The organism is Mesorhizobium sp. WSM4806 (assembly GCF_055811635.1).
Window position 1 is genome coordinate 467,141 of the sequence record NZ_JBVVQZ010000002.1, and the last position, 18,051, is coordinate 485,191.

The window sequence follows — 18,051 nt, forward strand, 5'->3', positions numbered from 1 at the left end:
TCATGAACATGGACCGAGCTGTCGAGATCCTCGGCATCAACAACACAAAGGGCCCGCTCCAGAACATGGTGCGGGCCCTTTCCATGATGACCTGGCTGAACACGCCAGCCGACACGGAGCGGCGCGAAGCCGCCCAGTACGTTCTCCGGCGCTGGAAAGCCTACTGCGACGAATGCAACCGAAGGAGAGACCAGAAATGGCGTTCCCAGACTACATGAGATCGACTGAGAGCAAGATCGTCGGCAAACTGATCCACAAAGCCCTAAACCTTGGCTACGTCGTCTCAGTCTACGACGGCATGGATTGGCCGGTAAAGAAGTCCGACAACTACGAGGCCATCACCGCCGAGATCGCCACCACCGACGTCACCGAGCTCATCTTCCGCCTGGACGACGGCACCAAGGTCGGCTGGATGATGCTCGTCCACCGCAACGACGAGGAGGTTATCTGCGACTACTCGGACAACGCCCAGATGGAGAACCTGGTGGCGGGGGTCGACACATGAGGGTCCGAAACCTGTGGCTTCGAGTCCCCGAATAGGCTAAAAACTGGTGACTCAGCCCTATATTAATGGGGCATCATGAGGATAAGAAAATGGGCAAGTTCGTCAGCAGCAAAACATATCACACAGTTGGTCGTGACGCCACGACTGGTGTGTTCGTTGACCGAAAGGGCGCGACTGCAAATACTCGAGTGATGAGTTCGAAGGTCTTTGCAAAAGCGGTCAAGAAGGCTAGTGGGAAATTCCGTGAGGTTACTCATGGGGATGGGGCAAAAGCAGTTAGAAATGTTAAAAAATAGCGAAGAAACACCTAATTTACCCACGGCGACAAACAAGGAATACAATAGAATATTTGAGATATTAGTGACCGACCCGGAGGACGAAGTCCTCGGGGTCATTGCCTATGGCGTCTACAAGAAGGCGAAATGGGAGTGGGCACAAGAAATCTGGAAGAAGCATGGCCGCCCGCCGAACGAAGCCGAACTGAAGGCGTACATCGCAACTTGGACACCCTCTCAGCTCGATAACATAAGGAAAAACGCCGCTCAGGTGTTGTCCGAATACGCTGACACCGTCATTTCTGAGGAAGAGCCACGCATTCTGCGAGCTGCGCTAAAAGGCAGCTTTTGGAAAAGCGTTTGGACATCGGTGGTCGGAGCGGCAGCATACACCGTCATCCTGATCGTCTTGGCCTTCATTCTGGCCTTCGCGGGTGTTGACTTGGTCGGCATGCTTGAACGGATAGCATCCGCAAACGCAAACAAGGCTGAAGTCGAGCAGCAGGCACCGGCACCAGTCATTCCCGGCACGCCAAACACTGGCGGATAGTCGACCCAATCATCCACCATGTCATCAAAGCCCCGAGAGAAATCTCGGGGCTTTTTGTTTGTCCAGGAGGCTCATGAAGATCCTCATACAGACCCTCAATCATGAAGGAGATCATTGCGTGAACGTCACCGCCATCAACAACCTCGCCGCCTTCCTCGAAAACATCCCGAGCAAGCACGACCGCGGCTTCAACATGACCAGCTATATGGGTTTGACGGACCTGGACGAAAGGGGAAACGTCGACTTCCAATGCTCCAGCACGGCGTGCATCGCCGGCTGGGCATCCCTCGTGCTGGGCGAGAACGGCGAGATCAGGAAGACGGCCCGTAGGACCAGCGAGGTCGACGGGTTTTACGAGGAATTCGCCGGCGATCTCCTCGGCCTCGACTACTACACCGGCCTGAAGCTGTTCGAGCCCATGAACCAGATCGAGGAACTCATGGACACCGACTGGAACAAGGTTACGCCCCGACAGGCCGCCAAGGTCCTCCGCAACCTCGCCAAAACGGGAGTGGTCGATTGGTCGATCGCAGTGGAGGCAGCATGATCAACACCTATACGCTGGCCAATATCTGCCAGGTTGCGGCGGCGCGCTTCCGAGACCATGCGGAGGAGTTCCGTAAGCTGGTCGACTACAAGCCGACACCCAAACACGAAAAGGGTGGCGTCTGGCAGATCGACCTGACCCCGCACGGTGAAGGTGCCCTCCGCTTGGCCGAACAGTTCGATCTGCAGGCCAAGGAGGCGGAGGAGTACGCCGCCACCTTCGCCAATGCAGACAACGTTGAGGTGACCTATGAAAGCGCCTGACCCCGCCACCGCCGAGGACGCCCTGGCGGCGCTCCGTGCCATCGAGCACCTCCGCGAAGCGAGGAAGTTACTCAAGGGGATCGGTGCCAAGCGCGCCGTCCAGAAGGTCCGGCGTGCCCTGAAATCCGCCGAGGGCGCCGAGCGCCACGTTCAAAGCAGGAGATACCTATGAAAATCGACCTCTTCTATGTCGAGGGCGAGCACGACAACGTGCCGGGGATTGCCCGAACCGTCGTCGCCACCGAGGATGATGCCAATAAGGAGGCGGAGGTGCTGCTCAAGGCCGGCGCCTATGTCTATCGGCAGGACATGTCGGTCGAGATCCCGCTGGTCTACAGCCACCTCGAGATGGAGGCTGCGCTCTGCGTCTGGGAGCACCTGTGCGAGATCACCGTTAACACACCCGAGCCGGCCAGCCCCGCATGGATGGAGTATCGAGAGGGCGTCGGCTCGGTCCAGCTTCGTCATGAGAGCATTCAGATCGGCAAGTGGGTCCTTCAAGTCTACGATCTGCTGCCCGAATGGTATCGAGCCACCGGTGCCTACGACTGGGAAATTATCCCGGCGATCGTCAACAGGCTCGAACCCGGCGAGTCCTTCAAAGATCCGAAGCAGACGCGGGATGAGTTGCTCTCCAGTGAGGATGCGGAGATCGAATATCGTCGGTCGTTCTACTGGACCCTGAAAGCTCGCTACGGCCTGGACATGGAGGGCGTCGGTCTCTCCGACGAGGACTTCATCACCTATTGGTACGACCGCGACACCGCGCCGGAGGACCAGGTCGAACGCTACGCCGAGACGTACAATCTGGAGAAGATCCGATGAACCAACGTCTATTCGCTGCTGTCTCCAACACCACCGGCGAGACCATCCTGATCAAAGAGCGGAAAACCGGCTTCTGGCCGGCCCCGTTGATCGAGGACCCTCGTGCCTTCAACACAAGGAAGGGCCACACCGTCCAGGAAGTGGCTGCAGCCTACGTCGGCTCGATGTTCGGCTGGCGCATTCCAGGTGCAATGCCGGAAGTCTACACGGTCGAGGAAGCTGAAGCGATCGCCTACGGAGGGCCACCGAGATGATCGTCTACAACATTGAGCGCGGCTGGTTTCCGATGAAGAACGACGCCGACGCTCATCGGCGCAGGCTCGGCCTAAAGCCGGCAGCGCTCGCCACCATCCGCATCGACACTCGCGAGGAGTTGGCAGCGTTCCTGAACGCCCTCATGGGGCTGAAGAAAGAGGAGTCGGCACCCGCCGGCGCCGTGCTCGAGCCCCAACCACAGGGTGTTCAGCCAGAGGTGATCGAGCGCAACTATATCGAAGTGCCCGACTTCGTCCCGATGTTCCTGGCGAAAAAGCAGGCAGGCGGCAAGGAGATCCGGTGGATCACCGAGGAGGAATGGAACGCTAGTTTGGCTTCTTCCGCGACCAGCCCCGGATCTTGAAGTTCGGCAGCTGTTCCTCTTTGACCACGCCGGCCTTCACCATCTTCGTCTTGAGCTCCTGATACTGGCGGATCAGTTCATTCTGAAACTCGATCGCCTTGGCTTCCTTCGCCTGCATCACGGCTTCGTGGATGGCTTCGAGCTCATCCATGCTCTTGTCCGTAAAATCAACCGCAGCTTTCGCCATGAGAACCTCCATGTCTAAGAAATACGACGTCACCATAGTCGAGACGCTCATACACACATTCACCGTCGACGTCGAGCCCGACGAAGATCCAAACGAAGCGGCCGGTGAAGCGTTCGTCCAGGCTGAAGAACTTGAGCAGCTGGAGAACTACCAAAGCCACAGTGCCGATCGAAAGGTGGAAAATGCCACCGCCCAGTGACGTCTACTGGAACACCCACAAGCGGTGTTTCAGTATCCGACCAACCAAGCCCTCCGTGCTGGACGGCTTCGAACAATCCCCGAGGGGCCGCGTGTTTTACAACACCGGCCCCTTCGTTTTGGAGCAACCACGTTTTCACGTCTCGGAGACCGGCCGTCAGTGGGTCATCCGGAACAAGAAGAAGGCAATTCACGCAACAATCCGCGGTTACCCTAGAGTATCGGCTGATTTCCATCTCCCACCAACTGCTAGGAAGGTGCGATACAACCCATATCGCAACGAGACCTTTGTGCTGGATGACGGAACGCCAGTGTTCGAGGCTTGGACTGCGCTGTTGAAAGACAACGAGGTCTGGATCCTATGACCCCGAAATACACCCAACGCCAGAACATGGAGAAACTCCTTGCAGATACAGGTCTATGAACCGCTGACTGGCGACGTGCTCAGTCGAGCTGACGTCGCCAACATGAAGCTGCCCTTCGAAATGGGATGGGACACCTGGTGGGTGACGAGCCCGACAGGACGCATCCTGGGCCAGCACGCCAGCTACGAGGCGGCGCAGACCCACCTCCACATCCTGAACCCGCTGCCACTCGCAGCTTAAAACCCAACCACCTTCTCAATCGCTTCTTCCCGCGCCCCAGGCGCCACGGCGAAGCCATGCACAAGGACAAGACCATGAAACTGCTCAACACCGCACGCGCCGAAGACTTCCAATCGGGCGGCCTGACCGAGGCCCGCAAGTTCGGCTTCGAAATGAATGCCATCGCCTTCCACGCCGTGATCGACGGCATCTACTCCGACAAGGTCCAGGCGCCGGTTCGTGAATTGGCGACCAATGCATACGACGCCCACATCGCGGTCGGCAAGCGCGACGTGCCGTTCCTCCTGATGGCGCCGTCGACCTTCAGCCCGTATTTCATGGTCCGCGACTTCGGCCCCGGCATGGACCACGAAGAGGTCATGCAGCGCGCCACGACGCTGTTCGGCTCCAACAAGCGCGACAGCAACGAACAGGTCGGCATGCTCGGTCTCGGCATGAAGTCGCCGTTCGCCTACACCAAGCAGTATGTGATCACCTGCTTCGACGGCCAGACCAAGCGGGAATACGTCTGCTTCCTGGACGCAGGTGGCGCCCCCACCGTCAGCCTTGCGGCTGAGGAGGAGAGCAGTGAACCCCGCGGCTTGATGATCAAGTTCCCGGTCCAGCAGGGCGACATCGCCCGGTTCAAAACCGCGATCGAGCGGGTGATGATCGGCTTCGACCCGATGCCGAACGTGCTCAATGACCAGTGGGCGCCATCGAGCCCGACCGTGCTCATGTCCGGCACCAACTACCGCATCGTCAACTCGGCACACATCAAGAGCCCCCACATTCGCCAGGGGTGCGTGCTCTACCCGCTGGACATCACCCAGCTGGTCCAGGTCGACGACGCCGACGAGTACAAGATCCCGGTCATCATCGACGTACCGATCGGGACGGCCAGCGTGTCGACCTCGCGTGAGCAGCTTGGCTATGACGAGCCCACGAAGGACAACCTCCGGCTGATCTGGCAGCAAGTGCGTCAGGATATCAGGAAGGAGCTCCAGGCCACGCTCGATGAGCCGGACAACTATCTCGACGCCTGCATCAAATACCGCGAACTGAGCACCCGGCTCGGCAAGGCCATGATCAAGTCGCCACAGTGGCGGGGTCAGCGCACGATGCGGACCTCGTTCTCGTACCTCGGCGCCGGACGGGCTGCTGTCCTGAAGTCCTGGGACGACATCCAGTTCTCGCCGCCCCGCCAGCCCACCGGACGCGCTCGCTACTACCAGACCGCGCCGTCGCTCACCCCCGAGGAGCTGAAAGCCCTCACGGTCGTGTGGGAGGCAGAGGATTGCCGCTTCGCCAAGGACCGCATGCGGATGTTCCGCAGTGAGAATGACGACGCCGACATCCTGTGGATCAAGGTCGACGCGAAGGAAAAGATCATTGAGCACTACGGTGTCGAGACGATCGTCGACCTTCGCGACTTCGAACGTCTCAAGCTGGCGCGTACGTCGACGCCTCGGGTCGCCCTGACAAAGCAGGACATCCGCACGTTCGATCGCTACCGGAGCATCATCGTGGAGCCGGAGAAGGCTGTGTACGTCTACTCCGAGGCCAATAACTACGAAGTCCTCGGTCAGGTCCTGGAATTCGCCCAGGTGCATGACCGCTACATCAAGCGGCTGCGCAACATGGACTTGCTCGACGACCGTCAGGTCATCGTCTTGATGAAGAACCAGCGCAACCTGCCGAAGGACCGGCCGGGTTGGGTCCACCTGGACGAGCTGCTGCGTGACACAGTCGCCGGCTTTAACGCCAAGGCTCACGCCATCAAGACCGACGTGAGCCAGTTCCGGCAGGAGCGCATGGTCAACACGCTTCGCAACAAGCTGGATCTGCTCCCCAAGCGGCTGCGCGACCTTCTCACGAAGGCCGCCAACCTGCCTTCCAACACCTATCAGGAGTGCCTCATGGCTCAACTGTGGGCCGAGGTCACCGGGAAGACGCTGCCGGAAGTGAAGACCGACTTCAGCCAGCGGTTCGCCAAGCTGACCAGTGGTTATCCGCTGCTCAACGTGCTCGCCAACAACGACGAGCACCTCACCCACTATCTCAAACTCATTGCGAGGTAATCTGACAATGGTCCCACACGTCATTTCTGGGAACACGATCTCCGCCTTCGTCGGCGGAGATCTCAAGACCATAGACTCCAGCCATCCGAACTTCGAGGTGATCAGGCGCCGGCTGCGCGAGAACGCCGACGTCGGCGAGGACCTATTCGACTTGGCTGCAGCACTGCGCAAGCACCTGCTCTACGAAGACGAGCTGATCCGCGTCGGCTACGATGGGCTCACCTATAACGACGAGCCTCTCCACAACTACCTGACGCTGTGGATCATCGACCTTCTGCGCCGGGAACAGCCGGCGACCCCGTGGATCAACTTCCTGAAGCGCCTCCAGCTCAACCCGGACCCGGCGATCAAGAACGATCTCTTCGAGTGGCTGGAGAAGGGACAAATGCCGATCACCCCTGACGGCTACTTCCTCGCCTACAAAAAGGTCAACCCCGACTACCTGTCGTTCCACGACGGCAAGACCCTGAACACTGTCGGATCCACCATCTTCCTGCCGAGGGACGAGTGCGACCACGACCGCTTCAGGACGTGCTCGGCGGGCCTACACTTCTGCTCCTGGTCCTATCTGCCCGGTTACGCCGGCCGATCAGGCCACGTCCTGGTGCTCAAGATCGATCCAGCTGACGTGGTGGCGTTTCCCCCGGACCACGCAGCCAAGGGTCGTGCCTGTCGATACACGATCATCGACGAAGTGCCCGAGGACGAGGCGAAGCACGCCTTTCCAGCGCCAGTCTACTCGACCTTCTACGACGACGACGATGACGACCATTGGGGCGAAGCGGCGGACATCAATGAGAACCTCTACACGGGCATCTTCGGCAAGCTGAAGGCCTGGACAAAGAGGCTGCTCAACTAGCCATCACCATCCACCAATCCAGCCGATCAAAGGGCGCTCTTCGGAGCGCCCTTTTTCTTTTGCGAGGAAGAGATGCGATTTCATACAACGACCGTGTCGCGAAACGCCAAGACCGGCCCTATGCCTGTGATGACCAGCTCGCGAGAGACGTGTCCCGACAGCTGTCCGTTGAAGAAGGGCGGCTGCTATGCCATGACGGGACCGTTGAAGCTGCATTGGGACAAGGTGACCGCCGGCGAGCGTGGTTCGGATCTGGACGAAGCTCTCCGGCCGATCCGCAAACTGAACCGCGGCGCCATCTGGCGTTATGGCCAGGCCGGGGATCTTCCCGGCGAAGGGGATGTGATTGACCGCAACGGCGTACTGAAGATAGCCGAGGCCAGCAGGGGTAAACGGGCGATCATTTTCACCCACAAACCTCCAACCCCTGAAAACATTGCAATTGTCAGACAAGTGGCTGAAACTGGGTTGAATATCAATCTTTCGGCGGACAGCGTCGAAGAGGCTGACACTTTGGCCGACCTCAATTTGCCGGTGGTCGTGGTACTGAATTCGGAGTATGCAAGAAAGAAAAACGAAACTTTAAGTGAATATAGGCAGCGGGAAAAACAGCTAGCAAAAACTACGCCAAGAGGTCGAAAAATTGCAGTTTGTCCCGCCACCTATACAGACGTGAGTTGTACAGAGTGTGGCGTTTGTGCTGATGGAGAACGAAAAGGGGTCATAGTAGGCTTCCCTGCCCACGGCACGCAAAAGAAACGGGTGGACGAAATTGCTGGACATGCCGGAAAACGAGAAAATTTCAGAAGCGGATAAAGAAGTAATAAACAAGCTTCTCCTAGAGCTCGCAACAGAGCTTGACCTTCATTATGACGATGAAGACATGTTTGCTTTAACGCCGTCCTTTAGTGTGATAAAGGACGGCGTTAAACTTTTAAACCGGGTGGGGTATCCTGTCCATCCGGACGTGAAGCGTATATTAGCGAGGTTTAATAAGTCCCATCAATGAATTGTTAACAATCGTTACTTTTCGTGAATTTTGGACTTGAACGGCCCTCCGTTCCCTTATAGGGAAGCGCGGGTTTCACGCGGGTGACGGTAATGACTTGGATGTCGACCAAACAGCTCGCGGAAGCGCTGGCTGTTTCCGACAGAACAATTCGGTACTGGGCCGCTCGGGGTGTGATCCCCGGCGCCATTCGAATTGGGCGACAGTTCCGCTTTCGCTTGACAGAAGTTAATGATTGGCTGAACACCATGGGCGTTTCTCACCAACAGAGGAAGGTCCATCAATGGCCGACATTTACATCAGAGAAAGATCAACAACCTACCAGGCTCGCCTCAAGGTCGGAGATCAGATCGTCCGAAGGTCCACTGGACTTAGATGTCCAAAGGCTGCTCAGACGGAGGCAGACCGCCTAGAGAAAGAGCTGAACGACGCTCTCATTCTCGACAGCGACGTGACCATCATCAAGGCAACGGAGAGGCTGTTCGAGCATCCCCGTCGCAAACCGTACTCGAAAAACACCAAACGGCACTACACCACGAGCCTGACGAACATCGTCGAGGTGCTCGGCAATTTTGCCTTGCGGGTACTAGATGAAGAGAAGGTCAAGACCTACATCAAGACCAAGCTCAAGACGGGCAAGACGGTCCAGCTCCGCCGCGACCTGGCTTTTCTGAGCCTGCTGTTGACGTTTGCAAAAAGAAGGCTGGACTGTGGGGTCACCCGCAACGTGGTCAAAGAAGTCGACAAGGGTGACATTCCTGACGCCGCGAAGCGCGAGGTCTACCTGCAGCGTCACCACTACGACAAGCTGCTGGCGGCCTGCAGCAACGCAGAGCACCGTTTGTTCATAATCCTGGCCGTCTGGACTGGTATGCGGCACCAGGAAATCTTGAAGTTGCAGTGGGACGAGATCAACCCGCGGCTGACAGCAATACAACTGGACGGCGAGCGGGTAAAAAACAGCAGTCCAAGGCGCATACCGCTCCGCCAGGAGGTGCGCGACACACTTTCGCTCACACCCAAATCGGAGCGCACCGGATATGTGTTCAAAGGAGAAGAGGAGGGCAAGCCACAATACAGTTTCGCGAAGAGGTGGTTGGGCATCCGCATGCGGGCGGGAATGCCAAAGCTTCACATTCACGATCTGCGCCATACGTTTGCAAGCTGGCTGCTGCAGTCCGGCGTGGCAGACAAAACGACCCAGGATCTGATGGGACACAAGACGGACTCGATGACCCGTCGCTACTCACACAACAGCCTGAAGTCGCTCAAGAAGGCGATCGATCAAATGGAGGCCGACACACTTTGAAACACACTGCCTGCTGATTTATTTTGGTGATTTCGAAATATGATGCCTTTTTCAAGGACTTAAGTGGTGGGTGCGACAGGGATCGAACCTGTGACCCGCTGATTAAGAGTCAGCTGCTCTACCAACTGAGCTACGCACCCACTCGCCGGTAAAACCAGCGTCGGCGGGCATATAGCCGCCGCCATCCGCCATGTCCAGCCCTGCCGGATTCATTTCCCGACAAATCGCTGAAGTGCCGCACATCGTCAGACGAACAGCTTGCCTTCCGCCACCTTGACGGCATGGCCGCCGATGCGGGCGGCGGCCAGTTTGCCGCCTTCGACATTCAGTTCGAGGCGGATGCGCGAAGGCCGCCCCATCTCCAGCCCTTGTTCGATCCAACGCTGGGAAACACCCTCTCTCGGACCGTCGAAATGCATGATCGCGCCGGCGAAGGCGGCGGCCGCCGAACCGGTCGCCGGATCTTCATAGGATGGATTGCCCGGCACGATCATGCGGACATGGAAGGCGCTGTCGTGGTTCACCGTCTCGCGGCAATAGACATACGGGCTGGCGAGGGCCCAATCGCTCTTGCGGGGCGCCAGTTCCGACCACGCCTGGTTGTCCAGCCTTATCCGGGCCGCCGCCTCCAGATCGGCGACCGGAATGGTCACGTAGGGCACGCCGGCCGACCAGAACGAGACGCGGTGGTTTTCGAAGCCGACTTCGTGCGGCCCCAGGCCAAGTGCCGCCCCGATCGCTTCCGGGTCGGCGGACAATTCCAGCCGCTCCGGCAGCTTGGCCAGGTCGAACTCGGCAAAGATGGCGCCATCGTGCTTGCTGACGGCGCAGCGCACCGGGCCGATGTTTTCCTCCAGCACGAAGATGCCGGCAGTGTCGCCATCGCCAGCCATTTCGGCAAGCGCAATCGCAGCGCCCACCGTCGGATGGCCCGCGAACGGCATCTCATGGTCGGGCGTGAAGATGCGGATGCGGGCGCGGTGCTTGGGATTGTCGGGCGGCAGCACGAAAACGGTTTCCGACAGGTTGAACTCGCTCGCGATAGCCTGCATCGCGGCAGTGTCCAGTCCCTTGCTGTCAAGCACGACGGCCAGCGGATTGCCGCCCAGCCGCTCGGTGGTGAACACGTCGTAAAGTAAGTAATTCCGGGTCAGCATTGTAGAAAGCCTTCTGCCTCAATCCCAACAGGGGCCCAAACATGGGCGAAATTTAATTTGATATTTGAACCATTCGGCCTGATCAGTGCACCGGTTGGGACATCACTGGTATTATAGGGGTCCGGCGTGGACCAGATTGTCAATCTGCCAAAGACGGAATCCACTTCCGACATAAAGACGGCACTCGGGCTCGACCGCCTGGGTCTGAAGAAGAAACGGCGTCGCGGCTGGCTTTATGGCCTGCTTGTGCTGGTCGTCGTCGCCGCAAGCCTGGCGGGGTACCAATGGTATGCCGCGTCTCCCGCCAAGATCGACTATACCACTGTGCCGGCCGCTGTCGCCGACCTCACGGTCGAAGTATCGGCGACCGGCACGCTGCAGCCGCTCACCCAGGTCGACATTTCGAGCGAACTGTCCGGCGTCGTCCGCTCGGTCGCGGTCAACGAGAACCAGCAGGTGAAGAAGGGCGATGTGCTGGCGGCGCTCGATACGGCCAAGCTGGAGGTGCAGATCGAGCGCGCCGAGGCTTCCGCCAAGGCGGCGGCTGCCAATGTCGAGACCGCCACCGTAACCCTCACCGAAAACGAAAGGGCGGTTGCGCGCGCGGCGGCGCTCACCAAGCGCGGCATGGCGACTGACCAGTCGCTTGAAGCGGCGACAGCGACGCGCGACCGCTCAAAGGCAGCGCTCGACAGCGCCAAAGCCAATCTGGCCATCGCCAATGCCGATCTCAAGGCGCAGCAGACGGACTTCGCCAAAAGCACCATCTATGCGCCCATCGACGGCATCGTTCTGACGCGCTCGGTCGATCCCGGCCAGACGGTTGCCTCCTCGCTGCAAGCGCCGGTGCTGTTCGTCATCGCCGCCGACCTGAGGAACATGGAGTTGAAGGCAGCGGTCGACGAGGCCGATATCGGCGCGGTCAAGCCCGGCCAGCATGCCCGCTTCACCGTCGACGCCTTTCCCGAGCGGCCGTTCGATGCCGAGATCCGCGACATCTCCTATGCTTCGGTCACCACCGACGGCGTCGTCACCTACGACGCGCGGTTCGAGGTCGACAACAACGAGCTTCTGTTGCGGCCCGGCATGACTGCCACCGTTTCGGTCGTCACCAGAGAGGCCAAGGGCGTGCTCACCGTGCCGTCGACAGCTTTCCGTTACCGTCCGGCGGCATCTGCTGCCCGAGCGTGGAGCCTGAGCGACCTGTTCACGGGCCGCATGGGCCGTCCACGCGGCAACCGCCAGCGCCAGGCGACGGCGCAGCCCACCGACGGCTCGCGCACGCTCTACGTCCTGGAGAATGGCCGGCCTCGGCCGGTCAACGTCAAAGTCGGCTCCACCGATGGCGAACTGACCGAGATCACCTCCGGTCTCGCAGAAGGTGCGCAAGTCATCACCGCAGCGCAGCAGCGGAGCTGAAATTATGTCAGGCTCGCTGCTCATCACCTTCGACAAGGTCTGGAAGAGCTATGGCCAGGGCGAGGCCACGGTCCATGCGCTGGCTGGCGTCGATCTTGCCATCCGCAGCGGCGAATCCGTCGCCATCATGGGTCCGTCCGGCTCGGGCAAATCGACGGCGATGAACATCATCGGCTGCCTCGACACGCCGACGGCCGGAACCTACAGCTTCATGGGCATCGATGCTGGCCGCCTCGACCGCAACCGCCGCGCCATGCTGCGCAATCTCTATGTCGGCTTCGTCTTCCAGGGCTACAATCTCCTGCCGCGCACCACCGCGGTGGAGAATGTCGAACTGCCGCTGATCTATCGCGGCGTCGCCGCCCGCGAGCGTCACGACCTCGCGATGAAGGCGCTGGCCGAGGTCGGCCTTGTCGGCCGCGAGCACCACACGCCGGCCGAGCTCTCCGGCGGCCAGCAGCAGCGCGTGGCGATCGCGCGCGCCATCGTCACCAGGCCGACCCTGCTCGTCGCCGACGAACCGACCGGCAATCTCGACACCGCCCGCACGCACGAGATCATGGAGCTGCTGACGCGGCTGAACACCGAGCTTGGCCTGACCATCGCCATGGTCACCCACGAGGCCGATGTCGCTGCTTATGCCGAGCGCACAATTCGCTTCCTCGACGGCCACGTCGCCTCCGATGCCATGAACCTTGAGGTGGTGTAACCATGATCTGGGAAACCGTCCGCCTCTCGCTGCTTTCGGTGCGCCGCAACGTGCTGCGCTCGTTTCTGACGCTGCTCGGCATCGTCATCGGCGTTGCGGCCGTCATCGCCATGCTCACCATCGGCTCGGGCACCACTGAAAAGGTAAAGGCCGACATTTCCAAGCTCGGCAGCAATTTGCTCGTTGTCCGTCCCGGCCGCCCGGCCGGGCCCGGCGGACCGGGAGGGCTCGACCAGGCCACACGTCCTCTCGGCAGCAAGGAACTTGCCGCGCTCGTCGCACATTTGAGCGGCGCCCGCGCCATCTCGCCGGCCTCGCAAAAGCAGGTCCGCGTCATCTTCGGCACCGAAAGCCTGACGTCGGGTGTCACCGGCACCGACAGCGCCTATCTCGATGCGCGCGACTGGAAGCTGATCTCGGGCCGATCGTTCAGCGATTCGGAAATCCGCTCGGGCACCGGCGTCTGCCTGATCGGCGAAACCGTGCGCCAGCAGTTCTTCGGCGCCGGCGACCCCGAAGACGAGATCATTCGCGTCAACCGCACCTCGTGCAAGATCATCGGCCTGCTCGAGCCGAAGGGCTATACCGGCTTCGGCCAGGACCAGGACAATGTCGTGCTGATGCCGCTCGCCGCCTACCAGCGCCGCATCGCCGGCAACCGCGACGTCGACTCGATCTACGTCGCCGCCGACGACAGGACGCCGACCACCGAGCTGCTGCCGCGCGTCGAGGACATTTTGCGCGATGCACGCCGCATCCCATCGGACCGCGAAGACGACTTCTCGATACGCGACATGACCCAGATCGCCGACGCCATGGCGAGCGCCACCACGACGATGACCGGCATGCTGGGCGCGGTCGCCGGCGTCAGCCTGTTGGTCGGCGGCATCGGCATCATGAACATCATGCTGGTGTCGGTCACCGAGCGCACCCGCGAGATCGGCATAAGGCTGGCCATCGGCGCGCATGAAAAGCACATCCTCATCCAGTTCCTGGTCGAGGCCACCGTGCTGTCGCTGCTCGGCGGCATCATCGGCATCCTGATCGGCCTGGCGCTGGCCGGCCTCGCCTCGCTGACGCTGGCGATCCCGTTTGCGCCAAGCCCGGCGGTGATCCTGCTCGCCGTCGGCTTCTCGGCGCTGATCGGCATGGTGTTCGGCTTCTTCCCGGCGCTGCGCGGCGCGCGGCTCGATCCGATCGACGCGCTGAGGCATGAATAGCACGACGCAGCGTGCGTCGCCTTCAGATGTCCCCAAAATTTTGGCGCGGCCGTCGCCCTGCCCCTGTCGCGGAACAGCCCGCGGTGCTAGCAATCGCCTTGGGGATATGGGGGAATAGTGGGATGAGCAAGAAAGAGCGAGTGGCTCTGGTGACGGTGATCATCGAGGCCGCATTGGCGGGCTTTTGGTGGTATTTGGCCAGCTATGGCATGGCCAACCCCGATCATGTCACCGCCGATTTCCAGCAGGTTGTCGGTCAGACGATGGGAACGACGATGGGTGCGCTGCTGGGTATCGGCGTCATGCTGTTTTTCGTCGCCGCCCGCAACGACCGTAAAACCATCGAAAACAAAATGCGTCATTAGAGCGACGTGCGTCCACTTGGACGCACAAGTACGCTCTAACACTTCGAAACAGCGACGTGCGTCCACTTGGACGCACAAAGTAGCTCTAACACTTTGAATCTGCGCATCGTGCTTTCCGAAAATCGATTCCAATTTTCGGCCCGATGCGTTAGTCCTTGCCGGCAAAATGCCACTCGATCAGTGGCTTCATGTGCGACATCAACCCGTCCGGCAGGTCATCGGCACTGCGGATGATGACAGGCCCGTCGATCTCCGGCTCTGCCTCGGTGGCGACAAAGGCGCTGATGCGCTGCGCGACCTCGTCGGCGGATGCAGTCTCGCGATAGCGGCGAAAGATCACCGTGCCGGTTGCCGTCGACAGGGCATAGTAACGCTTGCCGCGCATCGCGCCGGCAAGATCGAGGCCGGTTTCTTCCCGCACCTCGCGGATGATGTTGAAGTCGACATCGACAAGGCCGTCGCGGAAATCGGTTGGCTCGAACGAGCCGGCGGCGAAATAGACGCGCCCGGCATTGACGGTGTGCGACGCCATGCGGATCGCCACCAGCGCATTGTCGCCGGCGACCAGCATGGCATGGGCATAGGCGTGCTCGGCCCCCGCCACCTGGCGATTGCCGCGCCAAAGCATGAAGGTCGAGTAGCGCACCGCATGGCAGCGACCGACGAGGCTGTTGTCGCGATAGCGGAGCGCCGAAAGCAGCACCACGGTGCCGTCGAACAGCGCCGGGTTGGCTGCGGTCTCGCGCCGCCAATTCTCGGCGATCGCCTGCGCATTATCGCGTTCGAACGGATGCGGGCCGGGGTCGAGCCTGACATCGACGGCGTCGACCGGAAGGATGATGTTGCGTGGCAGGTCGAAGCTCAACGAAAACGATCCTCAGGTCATTTCAAGGGTGATCGCCACAGGACAGTGGTCCGACGCCTTCGGCCGGTCCCAGCCGCAACGCGGAAACCGGTCCACCTCCTGGCCTGCCGGAAAGATCGTGCGCCAGGGCTGGCCGTTGCGGATGATGTCGGGAACGGCGGTCGCGTTCCTGGCTGCCAGTGCCTTCGACAACAGGATGTAGTCGAGCTGGCATAGATGCCGCTCTTGCGGCCCCCGCGTATGGTACAAGGTCCAACGGTCCATCTCCGGGCGCCGCTCGACCGCATTCTCGCAAAAGCCGCCGGCGGTGAGCACGTTGAGGCAGGACTGGCTCTCGTCGATCACCTCGAAGCGGTAGCCGTCAAAGGCGTCGCCGGAGATCTTCACGCGCTGCCGATAGTCGTTCATGTCGCCGCAGATCGCCCAGTATTTGTCGGCGGCGTGATCCCCACCGAAACGCTCCTCGATGATCCGGCGCACCGCTTGCGCCTCGGCGATGCGCAGCGGCATCGTCGCCTGGCGCCCGTCGAGACCGTTGCGGGGCGCGCCCATCGACTTGAAATGCACCAGATAGAGCGTCAGCGGCACGCCACCGACGGTCAGGTCGATTTCCAGGCAGTCGCGCCTGAAGATGCGCTGGTTGGCCTGATGCCCGAACGCTGCCAGCTCCGGCGTGTGCAGGCCGAACTGCTCGAACGTGACATAGGCGTGGCTTGTCATGCGCACGAATTCGATCGGCTGGCCCTGCGCGGTCTCGTTGCGCATCATCACGGCGACATCGATGCCGCGCGAATCATTGCCGGCTGTGGTGTATTTCTGGCGGTAGCCATGCCCGACCATCTTGAACAGATAGCCGTATTCGAAAGCCTTCAGCGCCTCGATATTGTCGACCTCCTGCATGCAGATGATGTCGGCGCGGGTGGCTGCGATGGCCAGTGCCGTCAGCTGGCGCGTGTCGTCGGAGAGCGCGATCGCCCGCGCCTGTTCCAGCATTTTGTATTCGGCCTCGCTCTGGATATCGAAGAGCGCCAGCGTGCGATCTTCATGGAGCTGGTTGCGGTATCCGGAAAAATCGAACCTGTTCATCAGGTTTTCGACATTGAAGGTGGCGAGGCGCAGGGACATGGCGGTGACCTTTGCCCACAAGCGCAGCCGAAAACAAGGGGGCTGGGCGATGCCCATTCATGGTTGATGGAACGTTTCCGTTCATCTTCCGTTCAGACGCAAAGGTCCATGATTAAGGGTTAGTCTGAGTGGGGCCTGAATTTTCGGAGAGTGAAATGAAACCGCTCTTTTTGACTACCATTCGATCGGGCATGTTGACCTTGGGTCTTGTTTCCGGCCTCTCGGCGCCTTCCATGGCCGGGCCCATTCAGCCTGACGTCCCGCTCCCAACTGCTGCCGCGGCACGCGAAATCGTGCCGGTGCGCGAGAGCTGGGCTGGCGGCAATAATAACGTCTGGATGCGTGGCCGTAATTTCTCCCGGAACTGGAACCGTGGCAATTGGAACCGTGGCAACTGGAACGGTGGGCGGCACTGGCGCCGCAACTGGAACGGTGGGCGGCACTGGCGCCATAATCGTGGCCGGTACTACGGTGGCGGCCATTACGGCCGGTACTACGGTGGCGGCTATTACGGCCGTTACTACGACGACGACGACAACGGCGCCGCCGCGCTTCTCGGTTTGGGCCTTGGGTTCGGCCTTGGCAGCCTGTACCAGGGCTACTACAACCAAGGCTACTACAACCGGGGCTACTACAACAACGGTTACTATGCGCCGCGCCGCTATTATCGTGCCGGGCGGCTTTCCAGCGCTCACGTCCGGTGGTGCTACAATCGTTACCGGTCGTATCGCACCTGGGACAACACGTTCCAACCCTATAACGGCCCGCGCCAGCAATGCTGGTCGCCCTATAGCTGATCGACTGATGCATTCCAGGCGGCGCCGCCCCTCGCGGCGCCGTTTCCGTCTGGCTAAGCCTTCTTCTGAACTGTTCTTTGTCCGGCCAGGGCACCGCGAAATCGTTTCGCCACCGACGATAACGCTATGTTTATCAGGCGGGCCTAATTATCCTGCCGATCGCACCAGGGATTATGCGCGATGGCTGAAGACGAAAACAGGGACAAACGCAGGCAGCGCGTCTTCAAGGGCGCGACGATCCTGACCGGCATCACCAGGTCCGAGGTCACGTGCACGGTGCGCAACATGCATGACGGCGGCGCCGAATTGATGGTCTCGATCGACGCTCGCGTGCCCGACGAGTTCCTGCTCTATGTGCCGACCGACGGCATCGCCTACAAGGCAGTGGTCCGCTGGCGCCGCGAGGACCGCATCGGCGTGATGTTCACCGGCACGGAGCCAAAGCCCCCCTGGCACTACGGCTAAATCCCCTGAACCGCATTCTCCAACCACCCAACCACACGGCCTTCATGTAAAAGCCGGCGGAGCGCTCCGCCGGCTTTTCCTGTGCAACGATAAAATTGCGGATTTCGGTCAGTTCTTG

The 18,051-nt window shown here is 60.4% G+C and carries 26 protein-coding genes, 1 tRNA gene and 1 pseudogene; 23 read left to right on the forward strand and 5 right to left on the reverse strand.

What is annotated here, in order from left to right; genetic code table 11:
• The first annotated feature begins 8 nt into the window (after positions 1-8).
• The 10 genes from AC0L2M_RS04980 to AC0L2M_RS05025 all read left to right on the forward strand — a co-directional run bounded on the left by AC0L2M_RS04980 (position 9) and on the right by AC0L2M_RS05025 (position 3,584).
• Positions 9-218 (forward strand): hypothetical protein, encoded by a 210-nt coding sequence (locus AC0L2M_RS04980; protein ID WP_473534222.1) that lies wholly within the window; start codon positions 9-11, stop codon positions 216-218.
• Positions 197-505 (forward strand): hypothetical protein, encoded by a 309-nt coding sequence (locus AC0L2M_RS04985; protein ID WP_473534223.1) that lies wholly within the window; start codon positions 197-199, stop codon positions 503-505. Before AC0L2M_RS04980 ends, AC0L2M_RS04985 begins: the two co-directional genes overlap by 22 nt.
• An 89-nt stretch (positions 506-594) precedes the next feature.
• Complete coding sequence (locus AC0L2M_RS04990; RefSeq protein WP_473534224.1) at positions 595-801, forward strand: hypothetical protein; 207 nt, start codon at positions 595-597, stop codon at positions 799-801.
• Complete coding sequence (locus tag AC0L2M_RS04995) at positions 788-1,330, forward strand: hypothetical protein (RefSeq protein ID WP_473534225.1); 543 nt, start codon at positions 788-790, stop codon at positions 1,328-1,330. Before AC0L2M_RS04990 ends, AC0L2M_RS04995 begins: the two co-directional genes overlap by 14 nt.
• A gap of 73 nt (positions 1,331-1,403) precedes the next feature.
• On the forward strand, positions 1,404-1,877 hold the full coding sequence (locus AC0L2M_RS05000; protein WP_473534226.1) for a hypothetical protein: 474 nt from the start codon (positions 1,404-1,406) through the stop codon (positions 1,875-1,877).
• Positions 1,874-2,140 (forward strand): hypothetical protein, encoded by a 267-nt coding sequence (locus tag AC0L2M_RS05005; protein WP_473534227.1) that lies wholly within the window; start codon positions 1,874-1,876, stop codon positions 2,138-2,140. The genes AC0L2M_RS05000 and AC0L2M_RS05005 overlap by 4 nt, the downstream gene beginning before the upstream one ends.
• Positions 2,127-2,312, forward strand: a complete 186-nt coding sequence (locus AC0L2M_RS05010) for a hypothetical protein (protein ID WP_473534228.1) — start codon at positions 2,127-2,129, stop codon at positions 2,310-2,312. The genes AC0L2M_RS05005 and AC0L2M_RS05010 overlap by 14 nt, the downstream gene beginning before the upstream one ends.
• The gene (locus tag AC0L2M_RS05015; protein WP_473534229.1) at positions 2,309-2,965 is read left to right on the forward strand and encodes a hypothetical protein; all 657 of its coding nucleotides are present in this window, start codon (positions 2,309-2,311) and stop codon (positions 2,963-2,965) included. Before AC0L2M_RS05010 ends, AC0L2M_RS05015 begins: the two co-directional genes overlap by 4 nt.
• A complete protein-coding gene (locus tag AC0L2M_RS05020; protein WP_473534230.1) occupies positions 2,962-3,219 on the forward strand; it encodes a hypothetical protein in 258 nt (85 codons plus the stop codon). The genes AC0L2M_RS05015 and AC0L2M_RS05020 overlap by 4 nt, the downstream gene beginning before the upstream one ends.
• A complete protein-coding gene (locus AC0L2M_RS05025) occupies positions 3,216-3,584 on the forward strand; it encodes a hypothetical protein (RefSeq protein WP_473534231.1) in 369 nt (122 codons plus the stop codon). The genes AC0L2M_RS05020 and AC0L2M_RS05025 overlap by 4 nt, the downstream gene beginning before the upstream one ends.
• On the opposite strand, the gene AC0L2M_RS05030 is transcribed toward AC0L2M_RS05025, so the two are convergent.
• Positions 3,547-3,771 (reverse strand): hypothetical protein, encoded by a 225-nt coding sequence (locus AC0L2M_RS05030; protein ID WP_128204464.1) that lies wholly within the window; start codon positions 3,769-3,771, stop codon positions 3,547-3,549. The genes AC0L2M_RS05025 and AC0L2M_RS05030 overlap by 38 nt on opposite strands.
• Before the next feature lie 10 nt (positions 3,772-3,781).
• Between AC0L2M_RS05030 and AC0L2M_RS05035 the strand changes: the two genes are divergently transcribed.
• The 7 genes and pseudogenes from AC0L2M_RS05035 to AC0L2M_RS05065 all read left to right on the forward strand — a co-directional run bounded on the left by AC0L2M_RS05035 (position 3,782) and on the right by AC0L2M_RS05065 (position 9,811).
• A complete protein-coding gene (locus AC0L2M_RS05035) occupies positions 3,782-3,970 on the forward strand; it encodes a hypothetical protein (RefSeq protein ID WP_473534232.1) in 189 nt (62 codons plus the stop codon).
• Positions 3,954-4,334, forward strand: coding sequence for a hypothetical protein (locus tag AC0L2M_RS05040; RefSeq protein ID WP_473534233.1), 381 nt, complete (start codon positions 3,954-3,956; stop codon positions 4,332-4,334). The genes AC0L2M_RS05035 and AC0L2M_RS05040 overlap by 17 nt, the downstream gene beginning before the upstream one ends.
• A 137-nt stretch (positions 4,335-4,471) precedes the next feature.
• Positions 4,472-6,634 (forward strand): ATP-binding protein, encoded by a 2,163-nt coding sequence (locus tag AC0L2M_RS05045; RefSeq protein ID WP_473534234.1) that lies wholly within the window; start codon positions 4,472-4,474, stop codon positions 6,632-6,634.
• A gap of 7 nt (positions 6,635-6,641) precedes the next feature.
• Entirely contained in the window at positions 6,642-7,493 is an 852-nt protein-coding gene (locus AC0L2M_RS05050) for a hypothetical protein (RefSeq protein WP_473534235.1), read from the forward strand.
• 72 nt (positions 7,494-7,565) lie between these two features.
• On the forward strand, positions 7,566-8,309 hold the full coding sequence (locus AC0L2M_RS05055; RefSeq protein ID WP_473534236.1) for a DUF7227 family protein: 744 nt from the start codon (positions 7,566-7,568) through the stop codon (positions 8,307-8,309).
• 294 nt (positions 8,310-8,603) lie between these two features.
• A pseudogene (locus tag AC0L2M_RS05060) lies at positions 8,604-8,738 on the forward strand (helix-turn-helix domain-containing protein); the annotation flags it as partial.
• Positions 8,739-8,785: 47 nt separating this feature from the next.
• Entirely contained in the window at positions 8,786-9,811 is a 1,026-nt protein-coding gene (locus AC0L2M_RS05065; RefSeq protein WP_473534237.1) for a site-specific integrase, read from the forward strand.
• Positions 9,812-9,875: 64 nt separating this feature from the next.
• Here the strand turns inward: AC0L2M_RS05065 and AC0L2M_RS05070 are convergent.
• A tRNA-Lys gene (locus AC0L2M_RS05070) sits at positions 9,876-9,951 on the reverse strand.
• A gap of 105 nt (positions 9,952-10,056) precedes the next feature.
• On the reverse strand, positions 10,057-10,968 hold the full coding sequence (locus AC0L2M_RS05075) for a PhzF family phenazine biosynthesis protein (RefSeq protein WP_473534238.1): 912 nt from the start codon (positions 10,966-10,968) through the stop codon (positions 10,057-10,059).
• Positions 10,969-11,094: 126 nt separating this feature from the next.
• Between AC0L2M_RS05075 and AC0L2M_RS05080 the strand changes: the two genes are divergently transcribed.
• The 4 genes from AC0L2M_RS05080 (at position 11,095) to AC0L2M_RS05095 (ending at position 14,681) form a co-directional block, all read left to right on the forward strand.
• Positions 11,095-12,387 (forward strand): efflux RND transporter periplasmic adaptor subunit, encoded by a 1,293-nt coding sequence (locus AC0L2M_RS05080; protein WP_128180444.1) that lies wholly within the window; start codon positions 11,095-11,097, stop codon positions 12,385-12,387.
• 4 nt (positions 12,388-12,391) lie between these two features.
• Entirely contained in the window at positions 12,392-13,096 is a 705-nt protein-coding gene (locus tag AC0L2M_RS05085; protein ID WP_031254763.1) for an ABC transporter ATP-binding protein, read from the forward strand.
• A gap of 2 nt (positions 13,097-13,098) precedes the next feature.
• A complete protein-coding gene (locus tag AC0L2M_RS05090) occupies positions 13,099-14,316 on the forward strand; it encodes an ABC transporter permease (RefSeq protein WP_473534239.1) in 1,218 nt (405 codons plus the stop codon).
• Between the two features lie 122 nt (positions 14,317-14,438).
• Positions 14,439-14,681: a hypothetical protein gene (locus AC0L2M_RS05095; protein WP_091594283.1), complete on the forward strand. Its 243-nt coding sequence runs from the start codon at positions 14,439-14,441 to the stop codon at positions 14,679-14,681.
• Between the two features lie 148 nt (positions 14,682-14,829).
• Here the strand turns inward: AC0L2M_RS05095 and AC0L2M_RS05100 are convergent, their stop codons facing one another.
• Both AC0L2M_RS05100 and AC0L2M_RS05105 read right to left on the reverse strand, forming a co-directional pair.
• Positions 14,830-15,546, reverse strand: coding sequence for a hypothetical protein (locus tag AC0L2M_RS05100; protein ID WP_473534240.1), 717 nt, complete (start codon positions 15,544-15,546; stop codon positions 14,830-14,832).
• Between the two features lie 12 nt (positions 15,547-15,558).
• The gene (locus AC0L2M_RS05105; protein WP_473534241.1) at positions 15,559-16,671 is read right to left on the reverse strand and encodes an endonuclease/exonuclease/phosphatase family protein; all 1,113 of its coding nucleotides are present in this window, start codon (positions 16,669-16,671) and stop codon (positions 15,559-15,561) included.
• A gap of 155 nt (positions 16,672-16,826) precedes the next feature.
• Here AC0L2M_RS05105 and AC0L2M_RS05110 point away from each other — a divergent pair, with 155 nt between their 5' ends.
• The gene (locus AC0L2M_RS05110) at positions 16,827-17,468 is read left to right on the forward strand and encodes a BA14K family protein (RefSeq protein ID WP_023798826.1); all 642 of its coding nucleotides are present in this window, start codon (positions 16,827-16,829) and stop codon (positions 17,466-17,468) included.
• 180 nt (positions 17,469-17,648) lie between these two features.
• Entirely contained in the window at positions 17,649-17,933 is a 285-nt protein-coding gene (locus AC0L2M_RS05115) for a PilZ domain-containing protein (protein ID WP_023798825.1), read from the forward strand.
• Positions 17,934-18,051 lie beyond the last annotated feature (118 nt).